The sequence below is a fragment of the Prodigiosinella confusarubida genome, from assembly GCF_002847015.1.
Taxonomy (GTDB): domain Bacteria; phylum Pseudomonadota; class Gammaproteobacteria; order Enterobacterales; family Enterobacteriaceae; genus Prodigiosinella; species Prodigiosinella aquatilis.
In genome coordinates this window covers 297,564-323,728 of record NZ_CP025085.1, presented here as the reverse complement: position 1 = coordinate 323,728, position 26,165 = coordinate 297,564, and the positions used below count along the sequence as shown (strand labels likewise).

The following is a 26,165-nucleotide window of genomic DNA, read 5'->3' as shown; positions in this document are numbered from 1 at the left end:
AAACGGGGCTGCGGCCCCGTTTGAGTTTGATGACAAAGTGGGTATAGCGGTAATAATGGGGAGATCATAAAGATGCCGCAAGTATCTCCCTGTAAGCTCAAACCGTGCCATCCTTGGTGCGAATGCTGGCTTTCCTCTTCTCTCCCGTCGTCACCGTTCTAACGTCTTACATAGGTTTGTCAACGGTATACATGGTTAGGCGGGAATGCTGCCTGTATCGCTTGATATCTCCTGAATCACCTTCTGCACCCAGGTGGAGAGTGTATATTGGTTGTAAATCTCTTCTGGAATCGGTTTATAAGGTGAGTGGATAAAATCGGGATTGATATGCCAACTCTGATTCAAGATATGAATATTGTTATCGTTATAAAAATCATAATCCACAGTATGAGTATTGGAGGTAATCAGTTTGCGCTGATAAGCCATGGACTCATAAACACGAAATGACAACCCAGCCTGCTGGCCCTGTAGTAAATCCAGAATAGAACGAGAGTTATCTATTTCACGTGCAAGTTCATTACCCAACAATGGTTTATTGGCTATTTTTAGCCTGGTATCCTTTATCTGTTTTCTTTTCTTATCATTATCAGCATAGAAAATAATATTTGATGTGAGTTCAGGGTTCTGGTCCAGAAAATAGATAGCCTGTTTATACCTTGCTTCAGTAAAACTCATAATGGAAAAGACATCATATTCACAGTCCTGATAAAGCATATTACTTTTCCAGTCAGGATCAATATAGTTGTTTATCTTGGTGAAGTGATATTGATTACAGTCTACATGATCGTAGCTGAGCACATGATCAAACTGGCTGAGATATAATGCGTTGTTGGGGGCTTTCTTCAGGCTGTCCCATAACACCGCGACCAGTTTTTGGCTATATTGTTGCAGTATCGTAAAATGTTGTTCGTTAAACAGCTTTGGCTCCGTCATGATGATGGTGTCAAAAGGTTCTCTGCCGATAAAGAAATTATGCAGGCCCAATGTGATCTGGTTATCGAGGGACAGACGTTTGTAATTCTTTCCGGTGATTATTTTATAGATTTTGGCGATGAACCAGTGGCGTGAGTCAAAATAGGTAAACGTGGATAAATCACGATGATCAATATGGATAACGTCATGACCCTGTCTTTGCATCTCCTTGACGATTGGGGTAGCCAGATCTGCCCAGTTCGGGCAAATAAACAGCAAACGCATAATCCATCATCCTTAAAATGCCTACCGCCATGTTAATTCATGATGCAGTAAGAATAATTATTTGATGTCTACATCATAGTGACAATATATTTTTTATTGCGACAAAGTATAACATTGGATGATTATTTGAATCTATGCATACCAGGCGGCTATCGTCTCGGCATCTATAATAGCCTTCATCTTTCAAGATACAGGTGTGCTGGCTTTCCTCTCTCACCCCAGTCACATACCGGAGTATGCTCCTGGGGACGCGCTGCGTTACCGCCTTCTTGCAACTCGAATTATTTAGGGTGCTATCCCTCAATGCGTGCTAAAACACTCGCATAATGCCATTACGTTGCGCCAGACTTGAATTATTAATTCAGGGTCAGACTGACGCCACTTTCACTGCAAAGTTGGGTTAATGCCTGACGCAGGGTAGCGACTTGTTCGGCATTCAGATCCAACTGTGGTTTACGCATGTGGCCGGCATTGAGCCCGCGGATGTTTAGCGCAGCTTTGAAAACGGCCATATTCGCGCCATTGGTCAGTAAATCGCCAAAACGTACCGCAATTGCTTGCCAGCGTTGCGCTTCAGCAAGGTTGCCCTGTTTGAACGCCTGATAAACCTTCACATAAGGTTCCGGGAATACACATGAACAGCCAGAAACGGTGCCATCGCAGCCCATGGTCAACATGCTGGCAAAGAGTTTGTCTGCGCCATGCAACACGGAGAATCCCTCTGCTATATTGAGATACTCCACTGTGCGAGCCATATCGGCAAAACTGTATTTCACACCGACCACGTTTGTCGTGCGCGCCATAATATTTTTGATAACACTGGTTTTGAGATCGTTTGCCGCACACTGTGGAATGTTGTACAGATAAACGGGCATGGTTGTGGGAATGCTGTTCGCCACGGCAACAAAATACTCCTCCATCTCCGTATCGTTACAACCAAAAAACTGTGGCGTTACCACACCAATACCTTGCGCTCCTGCCGCCACCGCGTGCTGAGCAAGTTCGATAGTATCGTCCTGGCGCATGCAACCGACATGGATAAAAACGGGAACTCGGTTTTTAGCGGTCTTAATGACCGTCTCGGCAATGGCTTTTCTTTCTGCCAGTGTCATTCTCAGCATTTCACCGGTCGTGCCACAGGGATACAGACAGTTAACCCCATGGCTGATCAGCATTTCAGTTAGCTGAGCCAAGGCGTCTATGTCAGGGGTATCGTCTGAAGTAAACGGGGTAACCATGGCGGTTGTAACGCCGAATAATTTTGTCATTTTTCTATCCTGTTAGGTGCAATTATGTGATCAAAATGGGGTTTACAAGGCATCGATCAGAACCTTTATCGCTAACATTCCGGGGTCATCCAGACCTTGTGATTTTTCAGGGAACATACGGGCGCGGCCCAGTAAATTAGGACGGGGGCGAAATGTGTTCAGTGTTTGCTGGCAACTGAGCCTGGCGGTGTGCTTCATTTCATCGAACGTGCTGATCGATGTGAGCTCATTAGCCAGGGCGTTCACGATATCCAGGACTGATTTTTGGCCCAATTCACCTTTACCGCGCTGTGTCATGGCCGTAACTGCGGTGGCGAGCAAAGGGGCAATATCATTACAGGCGAGCTGTTTTTTTCCCTTGCAAGATTTCGCCGCGGCCATAAAGGCTGTTGCCATGAGCGTGCCAAAAGAGGATGAACATGCCAGTTGAAATGATTTTGATAGAGTAAACAGTGCCGTTCCCCAGTCCTCATCGAGGTTTACACTATCTTCCCGTGCTTGTGTCCAGCCACGGGAAAAGGTTACCCCTAAATCACCATCACCCAGTTGAGCATCTGCTGCGCAAAGAAATGCCTGTTGTTCAAGTGCGGCCTGTTGAATGCGGGCGATGGCCTGTTTTAAGTGTTCGGTTGTCAGAGTGTTCATGCTGATACCGTCCAGAATGCGCATTGTGCGGGTTGCTGTAACAACGCCTTAAGTTCGGCATCCAACTTACATATCGTCAGCGTGGCGCCGGTCATTTCCATCGAGGTGGCATAGTGTCCGACTAGAGGCATGACCAGGGTGATGCCAAGCGCGTTTAAGCGTTGGTGTAAGTGGCGATAGAGAATATAGAGCTCTTCTGGCGGTGTTGCGCCAAGAGAGTTGACGAGCAGTGTTATTTCATCTCCCGATGCCAGCGGCATATCGTCGAGCAGGCGTTGTAACATTTCGTCGGCGATTTCATCCGCCGATCTCAGTTTGTCACGCCAAATGCCTGGCTCCCCATGTATGCCGATCCCCATCTCGATCTCATCATCTGCCAGAGAAAACGTTGGCTGTCCAACGGCGGGAACCGTACAGGGGGTCAAAGCGCATCCGATAGAACGCGTGGCGTCTGCCGCTTTTTGCGCTACTCGGGCCACTTCATCCAGCGATGCCAACGTCTCAGCCATTGCGCCCGCTAATTTAAACGCATAAACCATGCCTGCCACACCACGACGTTTGTGTTTTTCATGCGGCGGAGCGGAGGCAACATCATCGCTCAGAAGTACGGTGCGGCAGGTAATATTCTTTTCAAAGTCAACGGTTTCGGCTGCCATATCAAAGTTCATGATATCGCCACCGTAGTTACCATAAAGTAATAACACACCGTTACCCTGGTCGGCATAGCCGATGGCCTGCGCCATCTGTATCGAGGACGGAGAGGAAAAAACGTCGCCGACGGCGGCGGCATCCAGCAACCCTTTGCCCACATAGCCGGTAAAAATAGGCAAATGTCCGGAGCCACCGCCCGTAACGATACCCACTTTCCCTTTCTGCGCGGGTGCCCGGCGTGTAATCACCCGGGGAACGGGTTGCTGATAATACTCACTATGTGCGAGGCATAATCCTTCCAGCATTTCATCAACATAGTGTTCGGGATGGTTCATTATTTTTTTCATACCACACTCCTTTTAAACGCTATTCCGATAGTCAGAATCAGGCTGTTTTTCGAAAGGATCTGATCAAGGCCATGGCTTGCAGAACCACGACGATGAGAAATAAGAAGGCTAAAACACCGGCGACCGGGCGTTCGACAAATGCCAGTAAATTACCGTCAGATTTCAACAGGGAAGAGAGAAGGTTCTTTTCCAACAGCGGGCCCAGAATCATTCCGAGAATAATGGGGGCGATAGGGTAACCGTCTCGCTGTAACAGATAACCAATGATGCCCATGACCAACATGACAACAATGGATGCCATGGAGTTATTGATCGCATATGCGCCCACAATACTGAAAACAATCACGATCGGATAAACGATGTCTTTATTGACAGTCACAATCTTCTTCAGGAAGCTGACGACCAGCAATGCGAGGGGAATGAGCATCAGATTGGCGATAAAGAACAGGATAAATACCGCATACAGTTTTTCGGGCTGGAATAGAAAAAGCGATGGGCCTGGCTGCATATCCTTCATGTACAACACCCCAATGATGATTGCTGCGGCAGAATCACCTGGAATACCAAATACGAGAGACGGGATCCAACTACCCGCCAGACTGGCATTATTGCTGGATGAGGCATCGGCAATGGCATCCTCTGAGCCTTTCCCGTACTGCTCTGGTGTGGCGGATAATTTTTTGGACAACGCATAGGAGATCCAGGCCGCTATGTCTGCTCCGGCACCGGGGAGTGCGCCAATCAGTGTGCCAAGTACACTACTGCGAAGGATACTGAACTTGCGCCTTAGCAACAGGCTGCCCAACCCACTGAATATATTCAGAGACACTTTCTTTTCATGCAGTTGACTTATGCTGAGTGGTCGCTCTTTGAAACGATTAGCGTAGTATTCGATGGCTCCGGCAATAGCAAACAGACCGATCATGGCGGGAATAAAACTGATGCCTTCCAGCAGCGCCACCTGTCCAAAGGTAAAACGAGCCTGGCCGGTAAAATCATCATAGCCGATGGTTGATAGTGCCAGACCGAGAAATAGCGCCAGCATACTTTTTACAATTTCCTGACCGGCAATTAATGTGGCGCAACTAAGACCGAGCAACGCCAACCATACATATTCAAACGAACTGAAATTCAAGGCAAATTTGGCTAATCCAGGCGCGGCAACCGCCAGAATGATTGAGCCAATAACCCCGCCGATAACTGAACTGACTAAACCTAATCCCAATACCCGGTTGGTTTTTCCTTGTAAAACCAGCGCATGCGCATCATCAACATAGGCCGCAGAAGCGGGAGTTCCTGGAATATGTAATAGTGCCCCCGGAATATCGCCAGCATAAATAGATGACGCGCCGACGGAGATCATTAATGCAATGGCCGGAATCGGATCAAGAAAGAAGGTGAAAGGCACCATTAGCGCCACCGCCATTGTGGCGGTCAGTCCGGGAATGGCACCAACGAACAAGCCAAATAATCCGGCAGCAATGATTGCCAGTATGGCACTTAGATTAATATATGAAAAAGCATTAATCAGCAGATCCATCATCGCTCCTGGTTAAAATAATTTACCGGCAGGTAATGCTACCAGTAGAACTTTGGCGAATAAAAGATAGATAAGCGATGAAAATACAATGGCGAGTATTGTCATCCATATCCGATGCGTTCTGATAAATTTTAACATCAATGAAAATAATATAATGCTGGTGGTAATAATAAATCCAAGATAGTCGACAAATAATAGATAGAAAATAATGGGTGTAATAACAATAACACTGCCAGTGATGGTCATGCTCTTATTGGGTAATGACCGCGATTTTTTCACTGCTTTTATACTAAACTCTAATAGAGAAAATATAATAATACCGACACCCACGAATGCTGGCATAAATCCAGCGCCAAAATTACCAATATCCCTTAAGACATATTGACTATAACCCAGTAGGAAACAGCCGAAAGCAAAAAATATTACAGGTGAGATAAGTGTTTTTTTCATTTTTCTTCAAGTGCTACCTACGTAGCACTCTCCGGTGTATTACTCTGCTTTTAACAATTCGCCGAATTTCTGGTCTTCCTGAGCCATAAACTGAGTTACATCATTGCCATATAATGCACTGACTTCAAATCCTTGCTTATTGGCAAAAGATTGTAATTCTCCTGACTGGTAGACTTTTTTCATCGCCGCAATCAATTTATTCTCTATATCACTCGGCAACGCTTTGGGAGCGGCTAATACATTCCAGGCAGTTAATGTCCAGTTATAGCCGGTTGCTTTTTTAAACACTGGAACATTGGCATAGAGTTTTGACGGTTCCGGCGACATTATTGCCAGATGGCGAACCATTCCGGCATCAACCATACTTTTCGCTTCGCCTGGCGATGAAGTGATGAAATCAATTCCCCCGGAAACCAATTCCTGTAATGCGGCGCTTGATCCCTGAGACGGAATATATTTCACGCTACTGGCGGGCAGACCGGCGCTTTTCAACATCCCCAGTAGATTAAGGTGCCAGATGGAATTTAATCCACTGCCTGATGCTTTCAACTTACCTGGATGTTTTTTGATAAAGTCGATGAGTTGGGTGGCATTCTTGTAAGGCGAGTCTTTCGCTACTTGCAATCCACCATAGATAACGGCCAGTCGGCTGATTGGTGTGTAATCGGCGTAAGTAAGATCAGTCATTTTCTGATGATGCATCAAGGCAATTTCTGCCGTGACCACACCAAGGGTATAACCATCCGGCGCGGCTCGTTTCAGGGCATCATGCCCGACTACGCCGCTGCCGCCAGTACGATTAACTACGTTGACGTTGACGCCCAGTTCTTTCTGTAATCCCTGAGCAACCAACCTTGCGACAGTATCGGTATTTCCTCCCGCGCCCCAGGGGACAATTATCGTAATGGGTTTATCGGGCCATGCGGCAAATACGGAGCTGGATGTTAATATTGTTGCCAGAGTTAATAACTTAATCATTGATTTTTTCATACTAATCCTCGTTATACAGGTAGGGTAACGATTTTAATAAATTCCACTGGTGCTATTTTTATATAATTATTTAATTGCCATGATGCATTTCTAAACGACGAGTGACTTTTTCATGAGTTGGCATGTTAGATACCCCTTCGTGTTCAACAAATACCGCCGTGAATGCTAATGCATAATTTACCGCGTCAATAAGTTGAGAACCTTTCGCCAATTCAGCCGCCAGTGAACCGTTAAATGCATCGCCTGCACCCATCGCATCAACCATGACTGAAGGTAGTGCCGGCAAATGTTGGAATATACTTCCATCAAAAACCAGGCACCCTTTTTTCCCTAAATTAAGAATGACTTTCTTTTTTTCAGGTCCGGCTATATTTTTCATGGCTTTCTTAGCCGAAGCTAAATCGCTTATTTCTATACCTGACCATTTTTGAGCTTCAATTTTGTTGGGTATAATATAATCAACATAGGGATAAATCATTTTTGCTTCATTTGAGTAAGGCGCAGGATTGAAAATGATCTGAGTCCCTACTGAATGAGCAAATTTAACGGCTTTTAGCTGCGCCTCAACATTTATCTCGCCCTGTATGAGTAATATATCTGTATCGCGTAAATAGAGGAGGACCGCATCTATCTCTTCCTGCGTTATCGTAATATTTGCGCCAAGATAAACGGCAGTAATATTACTGTGCGTTTCTTGCGAAAAATAGGTCATGGCGCTGCCCGTGGGTACGGTTGACGACTGGTAAAGCGTGAAGGAGTCAATACCTGAACTTACCAGGTGGTCATGTGCATAAGTACTGAAATGATCACACCCGACTTTCGCAATAAAATGAACATTTCCTCCAGCCCGGCTGGCAGCCAATGCCTGATTAGCCCCTTTCCCCCCTGGCCCAAATCGATTTTCCTTTGCCATAAGAAGCTCACCTTCCAAAGGAAAGTGGTCAACAACAGCAATGATATCCACAGAGAAGGATCCTAAGACACAAACCTTACCAGAGACGGGATGACCCTTGTCTTTGTACAGAAAATCCTGATTTTTACTCACTAACTCTTGCATCAACGCGCTGACATTCAACCCCATTGTCTGCCATGACAAGGGTTTGACCACATGTTCGACAATCATGGCACCACCGTGGCAGCGTTGAACCAGGCCACTTGCTTCGAGCTGAGTGAGATCACTACGAATCGTTTCTTTCGTGACGCCATACTGCCTGGCAAGAGAGGTTACCGTTGCCTGACCCTGACTACGTAGTGTGTTAAAGATTTTTTTTCTACGCTCTTCAACGAACATGGTTGCCTCCGGTAACTGGAATAGAATGTTAACAGAATGATAAGGGGCGAGTTGCGAGGTTCATCAAAGGAGAGTGTAAAAAGCAAAAGCAAAACCAAGTTTAAAATGTGATGCATTCCACAGTAATAGCCTGTTTTATTATTTCATCTGCTGTTTATTTCTATTTATCAATAAATTGTATTTATTGTGCCACATGGTATTGCTGATTCTCCCTTATGATTTTTTGTCTGCTCAGGCTCAAAAATGACCGGCCGATGGTTGATCAGCCGGGCGTTTTTGATTAGCGGATTACCCGGTATGCGTGGCGAAATGCTTGCCTGGCAGTATCATGCCGCGCTGGGGGTAATCAGTATCAGCAATTGTCCCGCCTGCACCGGGTGACCGGGTTGGTGTTGTAACGTGTGAATCGTCCCGGTTACTGGCGCGGTAATCGGGATTTCCATTTTCATCGACTCCAGGATGCCCACCGTTTGCCCCGCGTTGACCCTTTCCCCCGGTTTTACCAGCCATTGCCAGACGCTGCCTGCCACCTGACTTTCCACGCCGCAGCAGTCATCCGGAATCACCTCGTCAGTGCTGTCAGTATCGTGCAGGCCGCTGTCGAAAGTGAACTGGCCGTCGGCGCGCCAGCGCGCCAGCTCTTCATCAAACGCCTGTTGACGACGCTGCTGAAAGGCGTTAATCCCGTCCTGCTGTTCGATCAGATTCTGCTGATAATCTGCCAGACAGAACCGGCCTTCCTCTGTCCGTAACGGATAATCCCCCCACGGAAAGCGTTCACGGATCGTCAGCAGCTCGTCCGCCGACACCGGATAAAAGCGAATCTGATCGAAGAAACGCAGCAACCACGGTTGGCGGAAGGCGTCGGTTTGGCGATCCCGGTTCCACATTTGTAGCGTACGACCAACAAACTGGTAGCCGCCAGGGCCTTCCATACCGTATACACACAAATAGGCTCCGCCAATACCGACAGAATTTTCTGCCGTCCAGGTACGTGCCGGGTTGTATTTGGTGGTGACCAGCCGGTGGCGTGGGTCGATCGGCGTGGCGACCGGCGCACCGAGATAGACATCACCCAGTCCCATCACCAGATAGCGGGCGTCGAATACTATATCTTTGACCTGATCCACTGAATTCAGCCCATTGATGCGCCGGATGAATTCGATATTACTCGGACACCAGGGCGCACCGGGTCGTACTGATTGTGTATAACGGGTGATGGCTTGCTGACAGGCATCGTCATTCCAACTCAGCGGCAGCCAGACGGTGCGGGATGGCACGGTTGCGTCACGCAGGTCGCCGAGCGCGTCATCAGCACGCCGTAAGTGTGCCAGCAGGCGATCTCGCGGGCATTGCAGGCTATCGAAATGCACCTGTAGGGAACGGATGCCCGGCGTCAGTTCCTGTTGTCCCGGCAATGGATGCTGCTCCAGCCACTGCATCAGCGCATGTACCCGAAAACGCAGGGCAATATCCAGTTGTTGTGCGCCGTATTCCAGGAGTACGAAACGGTCACCCGCGGCCAGACACATAACGCAGGGGCGCTCACCTTGTGCGGGCTGACTGAACAATACCGGTGAAGGACGGCCTGGTTGTGTTTCATCAGTTAAACACTCATCAGCCAGATATAAACTCTCATCGTCCAGGCACCGTCCGGCGGCGATGGCGGTTTCAGCCTGCTGCGCCAGTGCGTCAGCCTGTGCCAGTGTTACCGGCACAAAGCGGATGTTGTCACCGGCTTTGAGTTGCCCGAGTTTCCACAGATCGGCGGCAATCACTGTGGCCGGACAGACAAACCCGCCCAGCGATGGACCGTCCGGCCCCAGAATTACTGGCATGTCACCGGTAAAATCCACCGTACCAAAAGCGTAGGCATTGTCGTGAATATTTGACGGATGCATACCGGCTTCGCCACCATCACGGCGCGCCCATTGTGGTTTAGGGCCAATCAGTCGGACACCGGTACGACTGGAGTTGTAGTGCACCTGCCAGTCAGCGCTGAAGAAATTATCGATATCTTCGGATGTGAAATAGTCCGGTGCCCCGTGTGGCCCGTAAATCACCCGCAACTGCCAACGGTTACTCCAGTCCTCCCGTGCCGCGCTCGCCGGTTGTTCCTGGGTTTGCGGTGCTGTCAGATGCAGTGTGTCTCCGGCGCGTAGTGGGCGTCCGGCGTGGCCGCCGAATTTGCCGAGAGTAAACGTGCTGCGGCTGCCGAGATACGTTGGGCAAGTCAGGCCGCCGGCCAGCAGCAGGTAACTACGACAGCCCGCGCCACGAATGTCACCGAGAGTCAGTGTCTGGCCACGACGGGCATTGCACACCTGCCAGCCAAGTATCGGTTCACCGTCCAATTGCGCACTGATGTTCGCTCCGGTGATGATAAAGGCGCAATCATGGTTAAAGCATAGCGTCGGGCCGCGCAGGGTAATTTCCAGCCCAGCGGCATCAGGCGCGTTACCCAATAATTGATTGCCCAGCCGGAATGAACGGCTGTCGAAGGGACCGGAAGGCGGCACACCGACATGCCAGTAGCCGGTACGGCCAGGCGAATCCTGAAGAGTGGTGAGGGTGCCACCGCTGATTACCTCCAGCGTGGCGGGTTGCCATAGCACATTGCTCAGCGTGGCGGTAATGATATTACCTTGTTGGATCTCGGGGAGTGTCAGCAGATGGCGCAGCCAGGCGAGATTGGTTTCGATACCGTACAGCGAGGTGGCATCCAGCGCCTGCGCCATACCATGCAGTGCAGCAGCGCGGTCAACGGCATGGACAATTACTTTCGCCAGCATCGGGTCATAAAGCGGCGAAACGTCACTGCCATTGTCCAACCAGTGGTCAATTCGCAGTGTTGCGTCGGGAAGGTTATCCGGGAAACACACTTCACTCAGCAGACCGGCGCAGGGCTGAAACTGTTTGGCGGGATCTTCCGCATACAGTCGTACCTGAATGGCATGACCGCGAGGCGTGGTGTGTAGGCTGGTCAGCGGCGGCAGGCAACCGGCGCCGAGCTCCACCATCCATTGCACGATATCAACGCCAAACACCTGTTCGGTGACGCCATGCTCTACCTGCAAACGCGTATTCACCTCCAGAAACCAGAATTGCTTCTGCGTTTCATCGTAGACGTATTCCACGGTACCGGCGCTGCGATAGTTGACCGCTTGGCACAGCCGGACAGCGGTGGTCTGCAATTGTTGCCGTATCTGGTCACTCAGACCGGGAGCCGGGGTTTCTTCGATGACTTTTTGGTTACGGCGCTGGGCGGAACAATCGCGTTCCCCTAATGCCATCACGTTGCCGTGACCATCGCCAAATACCTGTACTTCGATATGACGGGCGCGGGCGATGAATTTTTCCAGAAACACGCCGTCATCGGCGAAATTATTACCCGCCAGCCGTTTTACACGGGTAAAAGCGTCAACCAACTCAGCTTCATCGTTGCAGCGCTGCATGCCGATGCCACCACCACCGGCGGTACTTTTCAACATTACCGGATAGCCAATCATCCGTGCCTGTTCACCGGCGCTCGCCAGTGAGGTGAGCAGCTCGCTGCCGGGCAGTAATGGAACCTCGTTTTGTCGGGCCAGTTCACGTGCCCGATGTTTGAGGCCAAAGGCCGATATCTGTTCCACTGTCGGACCGAGAAACACCACCCCCGCCTGTTCACATCGGGTCACAAAGCCGGCATTTTCACTCAAAAAGCCGTAACCGGGATGAATCGCCTGCGCCCCGCTTTTGGTGGCGATAGCCAGTAATTTTTCCTGATTCAGATAGGTATCCCGCACCGGACCGTCGCCCAGTGGCCAGGCTTCGTCCGCCTGACGAACATGCAGGGAATGGCGGTCCGCCTCGGCGTATACGGCGATGGACTGCACACCCATTCTTTTCAGGGTACGGATGATACGCACGGCAATGGCGCCACGGTTGGCAATCAGTACGCGCTCAAACATGACAGAATCTCTTACGGGCAGGTCGTCCTGCGGAGTACAGACGCATACAGTGGGTCGTCCCACGCGTCAGTATGTTCCGGAAGTGGTGTCTTACCAGATGGCAACTTCAATCGGAGTAGGGTTGTAACCGTTACACGGATTGTTGAGTTGCGGGCAGTTGGAAATCAACACCAGAACATTCATTTTTGCCACCATTTCCACATATTTTCCTGGCGCGGAGATACCGTCAGCGAACGTCAGCCCACCGTCTTTGGTCACCGGGACATTCATAAAGAAATTGATATTGTGGGTGATGTCGCGCCGGGTCAGGTTGAACTCCGGATGTTCTGCTACTGCCAACATCCAACTGTCGCGGCAGGCGTGCATATGGCGTTTTTCCAGATCGTAACGCACGGTGTTGCTTTCGGTAGCGCAGGCGCCGCCGAGTGTGTCGTGGCGGCCACAGGTATCCGCCACAATTTCCAGCATCGGGCGTTCTTCATTGGAACGCAGTACGCTGCCGGTGGAAAGGAACACATTCCGCTGGCTGCGTAATGTGTCAGTCACGCTATAACGCTCGGCGGTATCGTCAGCGTTAAAAAACAGCGTATCGGCCGCTTGATTACCTTCCAGATCGGTAATACGCAGCGTTTGCCCTTCCATTACGCGGTACAGCCAATAATCACCGGCGTTAATGGTGCGACGATAACCGGCGGTGTGGATATCTCGGTTGCTGGTCTGGATCATCATCAGACTCCTTGCGGCAGTTCGGCCAGATAATAAAGCGTGTTATTGCGCAGCCCGCGGCGGTTCTCTGCACGTTCGAGACACAATGCCGGCAATGGCGCCCGTTCATGGTCGATGGTCAATGCCACCGGATGGTGCGGATAGTCGCTTTCCTGACTGAGCGGATGCGGGCAGGTATGCATGATAACCAGGGTATCCATGGCAAAACGCAGGGTTACGCTGGCTCCGGCCTGGCCTTGCTGTTCCAGTTGCAGTGTACCGTCTTCGGCGGCACTGACGCGGGCGAAAAAGTTGACACAGGCGGCCATATCCCGTTTGCCAAGACCATATTTCGCCAGTTCCACCAGAAAGCTGTCATAGCCGTTTTGATGCCGTTCGTTGCGGGCCTGCTGATAGTCCAGCGTGCCGAACTGTTTGGCAATGTGTGCGCTATTCGCGGTACCGCACACGGTTTCGTGCCAGCCGAAACTGTCAGCTTCAATGCCACAGAAAATGCGCCCCATGTCGGAATAGAGACAATGCCCGGCCGTGAGACGGAAAGTGTGCTGGCACTTCAGTGTATCCGGCGCGTTATAGCGTTCCAGCAGGTTTTCCGGATTGTAAAACAGCATACCGAGATTAGCGCCACCTTCGGTATCGGTAATCCGCAGCGCGGTACCCCGGCGCATGATCAGCGACCAGTGCGACCCGGCGGGTAATTCGGTTTGGTAACGTTCGTTCATGGTTTTTCCTCCGTTCAGGCGACGCGTCGCCCTTCCATCAGTTCCCCTACGGAATCGCGCACGCCAGCTGGGGCGCGATCCAGTGGGATATCGTAAGTAATGCTCGCGCCCCAGGCTTCGGGAGCCTGCGGGTCGTGGCGGATTTTGTCGAAAACCCATAGCCGCGATCCGAGAGAGAATCCTTCCTTCAGATCGTGGGTGATCATGAAAATGGTCAGGCGGTACTCCCGCCACAATTGGGTGATCAACTGATGCATTTCATTGCGGATACCCGGATCCAGGGCACCAAACGGTTCGTCCAGCAACAGGATCCGCGGATGTTTAATCAGTGCCTGAGCCAGCGCCAACCGCTGTTGCATTCCACCGGATAGCTGATGCGGGTACTTGTGCTGTGCCTGCTCCAGACCGACCTGCTTAAGCATAGCCTGTGCCTGTGTGCGGATGACCAGGCGACGTTTTCCCCACACGCGGCCCAACCAGCGGGCCGCGGTGAATTCGGCGCCAAGCATCACATTTTCCAGCACACTGAGATGGGGAAAGACGGAATAGCGCTGGAATACCACGCCGCGGTGTTCATCTGGTTCTTGCGGGATGGGCGCGCCGTCCAGTAACAGTTCTCCGCTGCTGGGACTCTCCGTTCCCAGCAGCATATTCAGAAATGTGGTTTTTCCACAGCCGGAGGCACCAACGATGGAGACAAATTCACCTTCTTCCACTGACACGTTGAGCTGCTCTAGCACCACTTGTCCGTCATAGTGTTTTCTGAGATTTTTAAGCGTTAACAATGCCATGATGACTCCGGGTTATTTGGCGTAATACCATGGCCAGCCACGACGGCTGATGACCCGCAACAGGTAGTCCAGCGCAAAGGCCAACAGCGTGATCCACGCCACATATGGCAGGATGACATCCATTGCCAGATAACGGCGCATCAGGAAAATGCGGTAACCCAGCCCATCGGTGGCGGAGATGGCTTCCGCAGCAATCAGGAACAACCAGGCTGAACTTAATGACAGGCGCACTGCATCCAGCAGGCGCGGCATCAGTTGCGGCAAGATCACGCGCCATAAAATCTGTGCACTATTGCCACCGAGGGTTTGCGCTTTCACCAATTGTTCCCGTGGGATGCTTTGCACATGCAACTGCAAATCGCGGATGATGAACGGCGTAATGCCCACCACGATCAACACCACTTTGGAGACTTCCCCCAGTCCGAAGCAGATAAACAGAATCGGTAGTACGGCCAGTGGTGGGATCAGCGCAAACAACGTAATCAGTGGCGACAGTACCGCCCGCACCGATGGCAATGCGCCGCAGAACAGGCCGAACACCAGCGCCAGCATCGCGCTCAGCGCTACTCCCGTGAGCAGGAGTAGCAGGCTGGCGGCGGTGTCCACCCATAGCAAATACTGGCCAGTGCGATCATTGGGTTCAAACGCCATACGGTGGATAGCGTCTGCCATGGTGCTGATACTGGGCAGCAATTTGTCGGCCGCGTTGACGGCTAGCCGGGCGTCGGAGGCCATCAGATAGATCAGTAACAGCGCCAGCAGTGGCAGAAACCCCATCATCCCGCGTGTTAGCGGCACTGGCTGGTAGTTGATTAGTTTGCGCATCTGGCGTCTCCCGGATTACAACTTGTTGGCCACCGCCAGCTTTAGAAATTCGTCGCTGAAGCGCAATTTGACATTACCTGTATTACCCCACAGTCCGGCTGGTGTCGAAACGCCCACCACGTCGGCACTGGGTGCACCATCGCCTAACAGACCGTGATGGAATGAAAATTCGGCTACCGATTGCATGGTGGTTTTCAATTGAGGACTGCTTACGAAATCCAACGTCAGTTGTGGTGTGGTGAAGAGATGCGTTGCCGCCAGTTGAGCGTCGAAACCGGCCAGATCAGTGCCGGAGTCCTGCCCCATAAAAGTACGAGCGCGGCGGGCCTTGGCTGAGTCGCCGGACATCGTCCGCAGCGTTTCATACCAGGCGCCGGTTAGTGCCTTACCCAGTTCCGGATGTTTTTTCAGGGTTTCGGTATTCACGACCAATAAATCGAGGATTTCACCGGGAATCTGGGCGGAAGAGAATACCAGGTGACTGTCTGGTTGCTTTTCAGCTTCGGCCAGCAGCGGGTTCCAGGTAACGATGGACTGTACGTCCTTGGTCCCGAAAGCTGCCACCAGGTCGGCATCCGCAGTGTTCACCACCTTGACGTCTTTTTCCGTCATGCCGCTTTTTTCCAGCGCCCGAGCCAATAAATAGTGCGACACGGAGAACTGTACCAAATTGATGGGTTTGCCTTTCAGGGCATGGAGGTTGTTGGCACCTTTGATCAGGATGCCGTCGTTACCATTGGAATAGTCGCCGACAATCAGCGCGGTACTGTCAACACCACCGGCAGCCGGGATCGTCAGCGCGTCCATGTTGGTCATGGTACAGCCGTCAAAACCATCGGAAGTGTATTGGTTAACAGATTCGATGTAGTCGTTGACCTGAACAAACTGGATATTAATGCCATATTTGTCGGCCCATTTCTTGACGATACCCTGTTGCTGGGCGTAATCCCAAGGCATCCAGCCGGCATAAATAGACCAGCAAAGTTTAAAGCTGGGTTTGGCCGCGAGGGCAGTGGTACTGAATAGTACAAAAGTACAAAGAAGCAGTAAGCGTTGAATTGTTTTCATAATGACGATTCCTCTGACGTTGGGCAGCAATAAAAAGCAGGAGGGCGGCGAGCATCTATCTCGCTGTATCCTCCCGGGCTTTTATCCCGCCGTGTAACCGCCAGAGGGCGGTCGGTTACTCTCGGACCTGCGTCGTTAAACCGGAACCCTAGTAACCCATTACCAAATTGTCTGGCGACACCGGTTGCCCGCTATCGCTCCTGCCATATTAAAGGTAAGCAATAATCTTGCCAGCCTGTGTTCAACATTGAATCAAGGTCTGAATGGCCGGGTGTTGTCCTGGTTATCCACGGGCAAGAATGCCTTGTCGACCTATTTTTTATGGACACGGTCTCGCGCTGGCTAACCTGGTTTTTTGTGGTGTCACTCGTCCGTTGGGGGCTGTTTCTGCACTGTAACTGTGCAGAAAACTATCTATTCGGTGCATGATTCGGTGCATGGAATTTGACAAATAAAGCGTAGAATGAACAGGCGTCACCTTTGGTGAGGTGCGACATCTGTTCAAAATACGTGTTTTTCGCCCTGCGGGTAAGTGGGGTCGTCTATGCTTAGCGTAGTGAGTGAAAAGTATCGTATTTAAACACTGCGGAGTAATAAAACGGGAGTAGTAGACATGTTGGCGGATTACCGTTCACGCTGGCTGTTGCCAGTGATTATGTTTTTTATGGCATTACAACTTACAGCCTGTGGCGACAAAGATAAGGAGCAGCGTCAGGCGTTTACTGCATTCTTGCAGAGTATTCAACCACAGGAAGAACGGCAGCTCCCCGTGCTGACTGAACAGCAGAAGCAGTCTTTCGGACATTACGTTCAGGACTACGCTGTCTTGACCACGTTTAACCGGCAACTGCAACAAGTCGTCGCTGGCAGCCTGAAACCCATGCTGGAGCAAGTTTCTCATATTCGTGTGCCACAGGATTATATTTCTCAGCGCAATAACCTGCGTCAACTGATTGGTGCATTGAATTTGCTGGGGCAACAGTCACTGAACGCGAAAACACAGGCCGATAATGCCAGACAGGCACTGAAGCAGCCTGAAGATCTGAAGCTGGTCTATGACAAACTCTATAACCGCGTGGTCGTTAAGCCGGCTACGGCGATGATATCCATCGTGCCGGACAGTGTATCGTTTATCCAAAGCCTGATTAAGGTGGGGGATTATTTACAATCGCAGGGTAATCAAGTGGTTTTCAACGATTCCAATGTGCAGTTTCACACACAGCAGCAAGTGGATCAGTACAACGGTATGGTGTCGGATCTGGCGACACAGCAACAGAATCTGGTTAACGCCTTGAAGGGGCAACATCTGATAGCGGGCCATTAGACGAATAATGCCGATTGGCTAACCGGGATGCCAGAGGAGCCCCAGGGTATGGTGCTCCTCTGGTGTTCCTGATATTGACTTACCTCGGTCGTGTTATGTGAGGCCGCTTGCTTGCAAGGGCCCAGTGTGTCGCTTCGTCATCCGCCGAACCCGTCAGAACAGAAAGTTATTTGTGATGTTAGTCACATAATAAGAACAAATCATCAAGTCAAAAGTGTGACTTACATCACCTTTCATTTCTCTCTAATTGAATGAATTTCATACAAAACGACCTTTTTATTATAATTTTGTGAAGTAAATCACTTATTTGTATCGGTTCTGTGGGGTAAATGTGTGATTTTTGTCACATTTATACCATGGAGTTGCGGTATGAAAATAGCGTGTTAGAGTCGCGCTGCATACAGTAATACTGACGGGACATTTCACGCCGTCTCACGATAATTCTCACGCGCGTTTTCCTCGGCGTGTTTTATATAATAGGGGTGTATTTTTATGCTCTCACCAGATACTAGGGTCAAAATACAGAATTTTGGCCGCTTTCTGAGCAATATGGTGATGCCGAATATTGGTGCCTTCATCGCCTGGGGTATTATCACTGCGCTGTTTATCCCGACCGGATGGATTCCCAACGAGACATTGGCCAAGTTAGTCGGCCCGATGATTAAGTACCTGCTGCCGTTGCTGATCGGGTATACCGGTGGTCGTTTGATCGGAGGAGAACGTGGTGGCGTGGTCGGTGCGATTACTACCATGGGGGTCATTGTCGGTGAAGACATTCCAATGTTCCTCGGTGCCATGATTGTTGGTCCGCTGGGTGGTTGGACGATCAAGCGCTTTGACAAGATGGTTGACGGCAAAATCAGAAGTGGTTTTGAAATGCTGGTCAACAACTTCTCTGCCGGTATTATCGGTATGCTGTTGGCGATTCTGGCCTTTCTGGCGATTGGACCGCTGGTAGAAATCTTGTCGCGGTTCCTGTCTTCCGGTGTGCATCTGATGGTGCAACACAATCTGCTACCGTTGGCATCAATATTCGTTGAACCGGCAAAGATCCTGTTCCTCAACAATGCCATTAACCACGGGATTTTCTCACCGCTGGGCATCCAGCAGGCTGCTGAAACCGGCAAGTCCATTTTCTTCCTGATTGAAGCCAACCCGGGACCGGGGATGGGCGTACTCATGGCCTATATGTTTTTTGGCCGGGGCAATGCCAAACAATCAGCACCGGGTGCGGCTATCATCCACTTCCTGGGGGGGATTCATGAAATCTACTTCCCTTATGTGTTGATGAATCCGCGTCTGATTCTCGCGGTCATTCTGGGTGGTATGACGGGTGTGTTCACGCTGGGTGTGCTCCATGGTGGTCTGGTTTCTCCGGCGTCGCCGGGATCCATTCTGGCCGTATTGGCGATGACGCCCAAAGGTGCTTATTTCGCTAACATTATGGCCGTTACTGCTGCATTTGCCGTGTCCTTCGTGGTTTCCTCGATTTTGCTGAAAAGCACCAAAATCAAGGAAGGCGATGATCTGGAACTGGCGACCCGCCGCATGCAGGAAATGAAATCCGGCGCCAAAGGCCAGGCCGCGACCGGTGTGAGTGGTGACCTGAGTACGGTACGCAAAATCATCGTCGCCTGTGATGCTGGTATGGGTTCCAGCGCCATGGGGGCTGGTGTGTTGCGCAAGAAGATACAAAATGCCGGTCTGAAAAATATTAGCGTCACCAACAATGCCATCAATAGTTTGCCGGACGATGTCGACCTGGTTATCACGCACCGTGATTTAACGGAGCGCGCCATGCGCCATGCGCCACAGGCACAACATATTTCGCTGACGAATTTCCTGGATAGCGAGCTGTACAGCGATCTGGTCGCCCGTTTGCAGGCTGCACAGCCGGGACAACATGGTTCTCCAGACGTTATCGACGTGGTATCGGAAAGCGAAACCAGTCAGCCGGCGTTGTTTCAACTGACTGCCGCAGACGTGTTCCTGAATCAGCAGGCCAGCGATAAAGAGCAGGCGATCCGCTTTGCGGGTGAACAGTTGGTGAAGCGTGGTTATGTTGAACCGGAATATGTGGATGCCATGCTGGAGCGTGAAAAAATGACCTCCACCTATCTGGGTGAGTCTATCGCGGTGCCTCACGGGACAATTGAAGCGAAAGATCGGGTGATCAAAACCGGTGTGGTGTTCTGTCAGTATCCGCAAGGGGTGCGTTTTGGCGCCGAAGAGGATGAAGTCGCTCGCCTGGTGATTGGTATCGCCGCCCGTAATAACGAGCATATTCAGGTTATCACCAACCTGACCAATGCGCTGGATGACGAATTAGTGATTGAACGCCTGGCGCAGACTCATGATGTACAGGATGTTCTCGACCTGTTGTCCGGTAAAAAGAGTGCCTGACGAGCAGCGCCGCCTTCGGGCGGCCTCTTTTTATGTTTTGTCTTGAAAGGTTAACGCATGATGAAAGCATTACATTTTGGCGCCGGTAATATCGGCCGCGGATTTATTGGTAAGCTGCTGGCCGATGCCGGTATCACCCTGATATTTGCTGATGTGAACCAGCCGTTGCTGGATGCCATCAATCAGCGAAAAAGCTACCAAGTTCATATCGTTGGCGAACAAATGCAGGTGGACACCGTTAATAATGTCAGTGCGGTGCACAGTGGTAGCCAGCAAGCCATCGATCTGATTGCCGACGTTGATATGGTGACGACGGCGGTTGGCCCGCAAATTCTGGAGAAAATTGCTGGCACCATTGCTCAGGGCCTGGTAAAGCGCCATGACAACGGCAACCAGCAAGCGCTGAACATCATTGCCTGTGAAAATATGGTGCGTGGCACCAGCCAGTTAAAACAACAGGTGCTAAAGCATCTGCCGGAATCGTCTTTGGCATGGGTGTCAGAACATGTTGGTTTTGTTGATTCCGCCGTGGACCGGATTGTGCCACCGTCAGAAACCGGTAGCGAAGACCCGCTGGCTGTGACGGTGGAAACTTTCAGTGAATGGATTGTGGATGAAACGCAGTTTAACGGTCAGCCCCCGGCCATTACCGGTATGGAACTGACCAATAATCTGATGGCGTTTGTGGAGCGCAAGCTGTTTACGCTGAATACCGGTCATGCCATTACTGCATATCTGGGGCAGCGAACCGGACATAAAACTATCCGTGATGCTATTCTCGACCCAGAAATCCGCCGTGTAGTGCAAGGCGCAATGGAAGAGAGTGGTGCGGTGCTGATCAACCGTTATGGTTTTGATGCCGATAAACATCAGGCTTACATCCAGAAAATCCTTAGCCGTTTTGAAAACCCGTATCTGCATGATGATGTGGAGCGTGTCGGACGCCAGCCATTACGTAAGCTGAGCGCGGGTGATCGTCTAATCAAACCGTTGTTGGGAACACTGGAATATGGGTTGCCGCACGATAATCTGGTCATCGGTATTGCGGCAGCGATGCACTACCGCAGCGAACAGGATCCACAAGCAAATGAACTGGCGGATTTGCTGCAGAAATTGGGACCACAGGCCGCATTGGCACAAATTTCCGGTCTGGATGCTGACAGTAAGGTTGTCGGACAGGCAGTGAGTGTGTATAACGCCATGCAGTGATCGGCGCGTCTCGGCTCAAGTCAGGTTTTGCCCTTGCTTTCTCTATCGGGTGCGTTTGAATAATGAATAGTGTGTGCCCGTGAAAAAACGCTTTTTGCATAGCAAGGGCAAGGCTGTGTGCGAGGTTAAAGTACGAGAAGTGACGATGGATGAAACTCAGGCATTTGAAAACCGGGTATTGGAATCGCTAAATAGTGGTAAAACGGTGCGAAGCTTTATGCTGACGGCCGTTCAGTTGCTGGCGGAAGCTGTCAGTATTCTGATGTTACAGGTATTTCGCAAAGATGATTATGCCGTGAAATATGCCGTCGAACCGCTGTTATCCGGTACCGGGCCGTTGGGTGAGTTGTCAGTACGGTTGAAGCTGATTTACGGTCTGGGCATGATCAGCCGTAAAGAGTATGAGGATGCTGAACTGTTGATGGCCCTGGCGGAAGAACTGACTCATGATGTCCACGACTATCGTTTCACTGACGATGAGATTTTTGGCCCTGTCAGTGAATTTCACTGTGTTGTCAGCCTGCCGTCGCCGCCCGCGCTGCCAGCAAGTGGTGATCCTGACGACAATATGCTGATTGCCATGCAGCAGCAGCGTTATCAGCAAATGGTTCGTTCTACACTGGTACTATCGCTGACCGAACTTATCTCGCAAATCAGTCTGAAAAAGGCGTTCTAACCCTTTTCCTCGCGTTAACATCAACGTGTATGTCTTCTTTGCCATGGCATGTTTAAATGATTCCCTTCGTTTCTGCATACACTGGGGTTTGGTGTATGCTTATGACCATTATTTTGATAAAAAAACAGGTTTAGTGATGAAAAAGCAGGAAAAGGCCGAAATTAAACGCTTGAGTGATCAACTGCATGCGTTAACGCTCAAACAGGCTCACTTAATTCAGCAAGGTGAAGCAGACGCGATTACGGAGAATCAGGCGGCTTGTGAGAAACTGGCAGCGGAGATCGAACGGTTGCGCAATGTCTGCGAGCAGAAACTCAGCAAAGAAGCACAGAAACTGACTGGTTTACCTTTTCGCCGGATAATAACCAAAAAAGAGCAGGCTGATATGGGGACGTTGAAAAAAACGGTCCGTGGATTGGTGGTGGTACATCCCATGACCGCCCTGGGCCGTGAAATGGGTCTGAAAGAAATGACGGGGTATGCGCCGAAACCGTTTTGATATCGGGTCAATCGTTTGCCACTGACGATCTGGGTGTCTGTTCACTCCGCCCGTCCACGAAAATCGGGGGAGTATCGGCATAATTCACACTGTGATGAGAGATGGGTTGCCGTTTTTTAACTGACGGATGACAAGTATATACACTTCGGTGGTATTAACTTTATTGATTAATGTATCTTCTGACGCTTGGCCAAGCGTCAGCCATAGCCTTCTCATTTATACCCGTCTGCGGATGTGTCACCCGAATCATTTACCTGAGTAAGCTCATCGGGACGCTCTCTGCACCTTGAAATCTATTGGGTATAGAATGTAGTAATCTTGATGGTTTATCAAAATCAGTGAGTAATAATATATTAATCCTGATAGTTATCATTATGTTCGAGTATTATTCCATGGGCTTTTAATCATCTTTTCAGATTTTATTTCTCTGTTTTCTTAATGCAATTAGTGGCGCTGTACAAATAATTATCGGTGGAATAAACCAAAATTCCCCACGATTTATTTTATTCAGTAGCGTTTTTTTTGAAGGAATATACCGAAGTGATTTTATCAGCACGACTTATTATGTGTAAAAAACCTGCATAATATGCTGTAAGGCGGCGATGCACTCGTCAGGCTTTAAGTTGCTTCAGTTACTCGAATTACTTGTCTCAGTAAGATCATTGTAGGGGTCTTTCACTTGTGCCTTCCTGTAGCGCTCATTATTTAGTATATAACTTGGTGACAGAAAAACAGCGTAGCCCGAAGGCTACGCTGAATTAAGGCAAACGCATTATTTTTTATATGGCAGTTGCTGTGTTGTACGAGTAAATGGAATACCGTGAGTTATCGGTTCCAGTTCCTGTGAAGAAGACAAACGGAAGACGGAAACCGCGTTGGACAACATCATGGCCTGGTCTTCCAACGAGCTGGCGGCAGCGGAAGACTCTTGAACCAGGGCGGCGTTTTGTTGGGTCGTGCTGTCCATATCCACAATCGCCTGATTCACTTGTGCAATGCCGCGGCTCTGCTCGTCAGACGCCACCGTTATCTCACTCATAATATCGTGAACGTGCGTAACGGCAGTGACGATGTCTGTCATGGTCTTGCCAGTATTATTGACCAATTTGGCACCGTGTGTGACTTGTTCGACTGAAGTGGCGATTAAACCCTCAATCTCTTTGGCTGCCTGAGCACTACGTTGCGCCAGATTACGCACTTCATTGGCGACTACCGCGAATCCTCGTCCCTGCTCACCGGCACGGGCGGCTTCCACCGCAGCGTTCAAGGCCAGAATATTGGTCTGGAAAGCGATACCGTTAATGACGGAGGTAATTTCCGCGATACGTTTGGAACTGCCCTCAATTTCGGACATCGTGTGCACCACATTTTCTACCAGCTTACCGCCCTCTTTGGCGGTTTGAGTGGCATCCACTACCAGTTTGTTGGCGTGATGGGCATTATCCGCATTTTGTTTCACGGTGGCTGTCAGTTGTTCCATACTCGCTGCAGTTTGCTCTACGGCGGCAGCCTGTGCTTCAGTCCGTGCTGACAAGTCGTTGTTACCAGCAACAATCTCGCTGGCGGCAGTAGTGATTTGGCTGACACCCAGGCGAATTTCGTCAATCATGGTATGCAGATTGGCTTTCATTTTTGCCATTGAACCAAACAGCATACCCAGCTCATCGCGACGGGTGGTGGTAATGGGTATGGTGAGGTCACCGGTAGCAATACCTTCGGCAATGGTGACGGTTTGATTGAGCGGATGGGTAATCTGGCGGGATACAAATAAGGCAATGATGATACCCAGAATCAATGTAATCAGCGCAGTAATGGCTATCTGTAGCTCCGCATTTTTGATATCGCGCCCTGAGATCTGTATCTCTTCATTAACCATGTTAACGACTATATCCGATAGCGCTTGTGCGGTGTCCGCTATGTTTTTGGCCTGATTTAACTCTTCCTGATACGCCGGGAGATAAGCCTGGATTTGTGTTTTGTAGTGACTGAGTGTCGAAACAACAGGATCAATCAATGCTTGTTGGTCTTTGTTTAACGCCTGATAAAGTTGACTGAGACTGTTTTGGGCATCAACCAGTGCGGCAATTAACGGTTTTTCCGCTTCGCTGTTGCGAGAAAGCAGCAGTCCGCGTACATAATAACGAACAGTGATGAGTTTCTGATTCAGCCTGGTCAGTTGTAGCAGTAACTCAGGGTTATTTTCACTTTTTATCTGTTGTTCCAGCTCGTTGAGCGGTTGTGTCGTACCAGAAATGTTCCAGCTTTTTCTGACATCATCCTTTTTGGCTACTGCTGCAAGGTAGACTTTCTGTTTCTCTTTATATTCATTAATTAACTGTGAAATTTTCTGAAGTCTGTCATCGTAATCTTTACTCCAGGATTTTGTCTGGATAATCGCCAGAATATTGACAATATGATCAATGCTTTCAGCATTTTTCTTAATATCATCAGGGTTATAATTGGACATATATAATGCCCGATAATAACGAGCCTGGTTAATCGCTTCATTAATTTGATTGTTTAAGGTAATTTTTTCGAAACGATCTCTTAACGTTTCTATATACTTTATACTTACACTGGCAATGATGATAGTTAACAGTAGTATTAATAGGAACCCGAATCCTAACTTCTTGCCGACTTTAATATTTTCAAATTTCATCGTCATTTATTTTCGTCCATAAGTAATGAGTTGGGTCGTTAAGGTAAAGTATAAATGCCTTAATACCCGGAATCGCCAGCAGGATGTGTCTTATGAAATGTCGTATTATCCGCATAATAGATGCAGTCTGTACGAAATCTAGTTGGGAAAGGGCACAAAAGTCTTATCGGCGCACTGAGAAAAAACTTTATATCAGTGCTCTGATTAAATCACAGCTTTATTTAAATAGAAAAAAGCCCAAAGTAAAAAAATGTTACTTTGGGCTTTTTAACAGTGAATCCCTTAGCGGAGGATAGCCGGATTATTTGCTGGCTTCAGCGAAGCGTTTGGCTGCTTCGTCCCAGTTCACCACGTTCCAGAATGACTTGATGTAGTCTGGGCGGCGGTTCTGGAACTTCAGATAGTAGGCGTGTTCCCACACATCCAGTGTCAGGATAGGGTAGCCAGAGATACCTGAAATGGCTTCACCCATCAGCGGACTATCCTGATTAGCGGTAGAAGCAATGGCCAATTTACCATCAGCTTTCAGTACCAGCCATGCCCAGCCAGAACCAAAACGGGTAGCCGCAGCCTGTTCAAATTTTTCTTTGAAAGCATCAACACTGCCGAAGTCACGCTCGATAGCGGCTTTCAGATCACCCGTCAGGGTGGTGCCAAGTTTCAGACCTTTCCAAAACAGGCAGTGGTTGGCATGTCCACCTGCGTTGTTACGCAGTGCGGTTTTCTTCTCAGCTGGCACCTGGTCCAGTTTGGTGATCAGTTCTTCAACAGACAAGCTGGCAAATTCAGGGCAGGACTCCAGCGCTGCATTAGTATTATTGACGTAGGCCTGGTGATGTTTGCTGTGATGGATTTCCATCGTTTGCTTATCGAAATGAGGTTCCAGTGCGTCATAAGCATAAGGCAGGGATGGCAGGGAATAACTCATGTT

At 49.8% G+C, this 26,165-nt stretch carries 21 protein-coding genes and 1 riboswitch; of the genes, 5 read left to right on the top strand and 16 right to left on the bottom strand.

All coding sequences use genetic code 11. The features are described from left to right. Positions 1-195: 195 nt before the first annotated feature. The 14 genes from CWC46_RS01495 to CWC46_RS01425 form a co-directional block, all read right to left on the bottom strand. Complete coding sequence (locus CWC46_RS01495; RefSeq protein WP_021013932.1) at positions 196-1,197, bottom strand: WaaS/CpsH family glycosyltransferase; 1,002 nt, start codon at positions 1,195-1,197, stop codon at positions 196-198. A gap of 356 nt (positions 1,198-1,553) precedes the next feature. Further along, a complete protein-coding gene (locus tag CWC46_RS01485; RefSeq protein WP_021013933.1) occupies positions 1,554-2,465 on the bottom strand; it encodes a dihydrodipicolinate synthase family protein in 912 nt (303 codons plus the stop codon). Positions 2,466-2,507: 42 nt separating this feature from the next. After that, positions 2,508-3,110, bottom strand: coding sequence for a dihydroxyacetone kinase subunit L (locus CWC46_RS01480; RefSeq protein ID WP_021013934.1), 603 nt, complete (start codon positions 3,108-3,110; stop codon positions 2,508-2,510). Continuing rightward, positions 3,107-4,108: a dihydroxyacetone kinase subunit DhaK gene (locus CWC46_RS01475; RefSeq protein ID WP_021013935.1), complete on the bottom strand. Its 1,002-nt coding sequence runs from the start codon at positions 4,106-4,108 to the stop codon at positions 3,107-3,109. Before CWC46_RS01475 ends, CWC46_RS01480 begins: the two co-directional genes overlap by 4 nt. A gap of 37 nt (positions 4,109-4,145) precedes the next feature. Continuing rightward, complete coding sequence (locus tag CWC46_RS01470; protein WP_237160199.1) at positions 4,146-5,651, bottom strand: tripartite tricarboxylate transporter permease; 1,506 nt, start codon at positions 5,649-5,651, stop codon at positions 4,146-4,148. 9 nt (positions 5,652-5,660) lie between these two features. Continuing rightward, positions 5,661-6,098, bottom strand: a complete 438-nt coding sequence (locus CWC46_RS01465; RefSeq protein WP_021013937.1) for a tripartite tricarboxylate transporter TctB family protein — start codon at positions 6,096-6,098, stop codon at positions 5,661-5,663. A 39-nt stretch (positions 6,099-6,137) separates the two neighbouring features. Further along, on the bottom strand, positions 6,138-7,076 hold the full coding sequence (locus tag CWC46_RS01460) for a tripartite tricarboxylate transporter substrate binding protein (protein ID WP_237160198.1): 939 nt from the start codon (positions 7,074-7,076) through the stop codon (positions 6,138-6,140). Between the two features lie 82 nt (positions 7,077-7,158). Continuing rightward, positions 7,159-8,379, bottom strand: coding sequence for a PfkB family carbohydrate kinase (locus CWC46_RS01455; protein ID WP_021013939.1), 1,221 nt, complete (start codon positions 8,377-8,379; stop codon positions 7,159-7,161). Between the two features lie 326 nt (positions 8,380-8,705). Beyond that, positions 8,706-12,332 carry an urea carboxylase gene (gene uca / locus CWC46_RS01450; protein WP_021013941.1) on the bottom strand — a complete coding sequence of 1,209 codons (3,627 nt, stop codon included), beginning with the start codon at positions 12,330-12,332 and terminating at the stop codon, positions 8,706-8,708. 90 nt (positions 12,333-12,422) lie between these two features. Continuing rightward, positions 12,423-13,058, bottom strand: a complete 636-nt coding sequence (locus CWC46_RS01445; protein ID WP_021013942.1) for an urea amidolyase associated protein UAAP2 — start codon at positions 13,056-13,058, stop codon at positions 12,423-12,425. Between the two features lie 2 nt (positions 13,059-13,060). Further along, entirely contained in the window at positions 13,061-13,780 is a 720-nt protein-coding gene (locus CWC46_RS01440; RefSeq protein ID WP_021013943.1) for an urea amidolyase associated protein UAAP1, read from the bottom strand. A 14-nt stretch (positions 13,781-13,794) separates the two neighbouring features. Continuing rightward, on the bottom strand, positions 13,795-14,571 hold the full coding sequence (locus CWC46_RS01435) for an ABC transporter ATP-binding protein (RefSeq protein ID WP_021013944.1): 777 nt from the start codon (positions 14,569-14,571) through the stop codon (positions 13,795-13,797). A 12-nt stretch (positions 14,572-14,583) separates the two neighbouring features. Beyond that, the gene (locus CWC46_RS01430; RefSeq protein WP_021013945.1) at positions 14,584-15,396 is read right to left on the bottom strand and encodes an ABC transporter permease; all 813 of its coding nucleotides are present in this window, start codon (positions 15,394-15,396) and stop codon (positions 14,584-14,586) included. Positions 15,397-15,411: 15 nt separating this feature from the next. Continuing rightward, positions 15,412-16,464 (bottom strand): putative urea ABC transporter substrate-binding protein, encoded by a 1,053-nt coding sequence (locus CWC46_RS01425; RefSeq protein WP_021013946.1) that lies wholly within the window; start codon positions 16,462-16,464, stop codon positions 15,412-15,414. Positions 16,465-16,532: 68 nt separating this feature from the next. Further along, positions 16,533-16,627: riboswitch (guanidine-I (ykkC/yxkD leader) on the bottom strand. A 450-nt stretch (positions 16,628-17,077) separates the two neighbouring features. Here CWC46_RS01425 and CWC46_RS01420 point away from each other — a divergent pair. From CWC46_RS01420 to CWC46_RS01400, 5 genes are all read left to right on the top strand, one after another. Continuing rightward, positions 17,078-17,788 carry a DUF3053 domain-containing protein gene (locus CWC46_RS01420; protein WP_021013947.1) on the top strand — a complete coding sequence of 237 codons (711 nt, stop codon included), beginning with the start codon at positions 17,078-17,080 and terminating at the stop codon, positions 17,786-17,788. Between the two features lie 492 nt (positions 17,789-18,280). Further along, complete coding sequence (locus CWC46_RS01415) at positions 18,281-20,191, top strand: PTS mannitol transporter subunit IICBA (protein ID WP_021013948.1); 1,911 nt, start codon at positions 18,281-18,283, stop codon at positions 20,189-20,191. Positions 20,192-20,251: 60 nt separating this feature from the next. Continuing rightward, positions 20,252-21,400, top strand: coding sequence for a mannitol-1-phosphate 5-dehydrogenase (locus tag CWC46_RS01410; protein ID WP_037381046.1), 1,149 nt, complete (start codon positions 20,252-20,254; stop codon positions 21,398-21,400). 94 nt (positions 21,401-21,494) lie between these two features. Then, positions 21,495-22,076 (top strand): MltR family transcriptional regulator, encoded by a 582-nt coding sequence (locus CWC46_RS01405; RefSeq protein ID WP_416354391.1) that lies wholly within the window; start codon positions 21,495-21,497, stop codon positions 22,074-22,076. Between the two features lie 136 nt (positions 22,077-22,212). Then, a complete protein-coding gene (locus CWC46_RS01400; RefSeq protein WP_021013951.1) occupies positions 22,213-22,575 on the top strand; it encodes a YibL family ribosome-associated protein in 363 nt (120 codons plus the stop codon). 772 nt (positions 22,576-23,347) lie between these two features. Here the strand turns inward: CWC46_RS01400 and CWC46_RS01395 are convergent. Together CWC46_RS01395 and sodA are read right to left on the bottom strand one after the other, a co-directional pair. Then, complete coding sequence (locus CWC46_RS01395; protein WP_021013952.1) at positions 23,348-25,240, bottom strand: methyl-accepting chemotaxis protein; 1,893 nt, start codon at positions 25,238-25,240, stop codon at positions 23,348-23,350. Between the two features lie 295 nt (positions 25,241-25,535). Then, complete coding sequence (sodA, locus tag CWC46_RS01385; protein ID WP_021013954.1) at positions 25,536-26,162, bottom strand: superoxide dismutase [Mn]; 627 nt, start codon at positions 26,160-26,162, stop codon at positions 25,536-25,538. Positions 26,163-26,165 lie beyond the last annotated feature (3 nt).

Bases quoted from the DNA above. Each gene is read 5' to 3' on its own strand.
- CWC46_RS01410 (WP_037381046.1), top strand. From the start codon at position 20,252: ATGAAAGCATTACATTTTGGCGCCGGTAATATCGGCCGCGGATTTATT.
- uca (WP_021013941.1), bottom strand. From the start codon at position 12,332: ATGTTTGAGCGCGTACTGATTGCCAACCGTGGCGCCATTGCCGTGCGT.
- CWC46_RS01400 (WP_021013951.1), top strand. From the start codon at position 22,213: ATGAAAAAGCAGGAAAAGGCCGAAATTAAACGCTTGAGTGATCAACTG.
- CWC46_RS01440 (WP_021013943.1), bottom strand. From the start codon at position 13,780: ATGAACGAACGTTACCAAACCGAATTACCCGCCGGGTCGCACTGGTCG.
- CWC46_RS01485 (WP_021013933.1), bottom strand. From the start codon at position 2,465: ATGACAAAATTATTCGGCGTTACAACCGCCATGGTTACCCCGTTTACT.
- CWC46_RS01430 (WP_021013945.1), bottom strand. From the start codon at position 15,396: ATGCGCAAACTAATCAACTACCAGCCAGTGCCGCTAACACGCGGGATG.
- CWC46_RS01420 (WP_021013947.1), top strand. From the start codon at position 17,078: ATGTTGGCGGATTACCGTTCACGCTGGCTGTTGCCAGTGATTATGTTT.
- CWC46_RS01475 (WP_021013935.1), bottom strand. From the start codon at position 4,108: ATGAAAAAAATAATGAACCATCCCGAACACTATGTTGATGAAATGCTG.
- CWC46_RS01480 (WP_021013934.1), bottom strand. From the start codon at position 3,110: ATGAACACTCTGACAACCGAACACTTAAAACAGGCCATCGCCCGCATT.
- CWC46_RS01395 (WP_021013952.1), bottom strand. From the start codon at position 25,240: ATGACGATGAAATTTGAAAATATTAAAGTCGGCAAGAAGTTAGGATTC.
- CWC46_RS01425 (WP_021013946.1), bottom strand. From the start codon at position 16,464: ATGAAAACAATTCAACGCTTACTGCTTCTTTGTACTTTTGTACTATTC.
- CWC46_RS01455 (WP_021013939.1), bottom strand. From the start codon at position 8,379: ATGTTCGTTGAAGAGCGTAGAAAAAAAATCTTTAACACACTACGTAGT.
- CWC46_RS01470 (WP_237160199.1), bottom strand. From the start codon at position 5,651: ATGATGGATCTGCTGATTAATGCTTTTTCATATATTAATCTAAGTGCC.
- CWC46_RS01460 (WP_237160198.1), bottom strand. From the start codon at position 7,076: ATGATTAAGTTATTAACTCTGGCAACAATATTAACATCCAGCTCCGTA.
- CWC46_RS01435 (WP_021013944.1), bottom strand. From the start codon at position 14,571: ATGGCATTGTTAACGCTTAAAAATCTCAGAAAACACTATGACGGACAA.
- CWC46_RS01465 (WP_021013937.1), bottom strand. From the start codon at position 6,098: ATGAAAAAAACACTTATCTCACCTGTAATATTTTTTGCTTTCGGCTGT.
- CWC46_RS01495 (WP_021013932.1), bottom strand. From the start codon at position 1,197: ATGCGTTTGCTGTTTATTTGCCCGAACTGGGCAGATCTGGCTACCCCA.
- CWC46_RS01415 (WP_021013948.1), top strand. From the start codon at position 18,281: ATGCTCTCACCAGATACTAGGGTCAAAATACAGAATTTTGGCCGCTTT.
- CWC46_RS01445 (WP_021013942.1), bottom strand. From the start codon at position 13,058: ATGATCCAGACCAGCAACCGAGATATCCACACCGCCGGTTATCGTCGC.
- sodA (WP_021013954.1), bottom strand. From the start codon at position 26,162: ATGAGTTATTCCCTGCCATCCCTGCCTTATGCTTATGACGCACTGGAA.